This window comes from Psychrobacter sp. 1U2, from assembly GCF_051847575.1.
This window is the reverse complement of record NZ_JBPYDC010001469.1, coordinates 1-594: the sequence shown is the minus strand read 5'-3', so window position 1 is coordinate 594 and position 594 is coordinate 1. Positions and strand designations below refer to the sequence as shown.

The 594-nt window shown below is 38.4% G+C and carries 1 protein-coding gene; it reads right to left on the bottom strand.

Translation table 11 applies throughout. The features are described from left to right. The coding region (locus tag ACS8FD_RS22680; protein WP_439277518.1) for a DUF1176 domain-containing protein at positions 1 to 279 on the bottom strand (279 nt) is incomplete at its 3' end. Positions 280 to 594: the final 315 nt, after the last annotated feature.

Here is a 594-nt window from a genome sequence, read left to right as displayed (position 1 = left end):
GACTTTACCCATGACATTAGCATCACTACCTGCACGGCGCATGAGTAATATTGATATAGGAAGCTCGCTATTTTCTGCTTGATAACCTGCTAGCCGGCAAGTACGCGTATTGTCACAAGCCACTTGCCAGTCTTGATGCGTCAGCTCAACCGCTGCGCTACTTATCGAACTTAACGCTATAGCACTAATAGCTACTAGTGTCGACGCTGCTATCTTATTCATGAGGAAAATACTTTTTAAAGAGGCGCCGCTATGTGCTTTGTCCCAAGAAGTACCCATTATCCAAGCCAATTTATTTTTATTATTTTTGCCCACAGTCCTATTTGACTGTATAGGCTTATAAGATAAACCCTTCATAATTCTCACTCATCAACAGAGGAAATATAAAACTGTAGCATGATGACTACAGCTAGCTATTGTCTTAGCCCACCGACGTGTCAATTTGTTATTACAATGTATCATTATGTAATGCTGTAAGCAAACAACTTTCAACCAGTTATCATTAATATTTCAATCAGTTAGTAATAAGAAAGCCAATCAGTATGGTGCTGATTGGCTTTCTTATTTTATTTTACCTGAAACACAAATTATCTC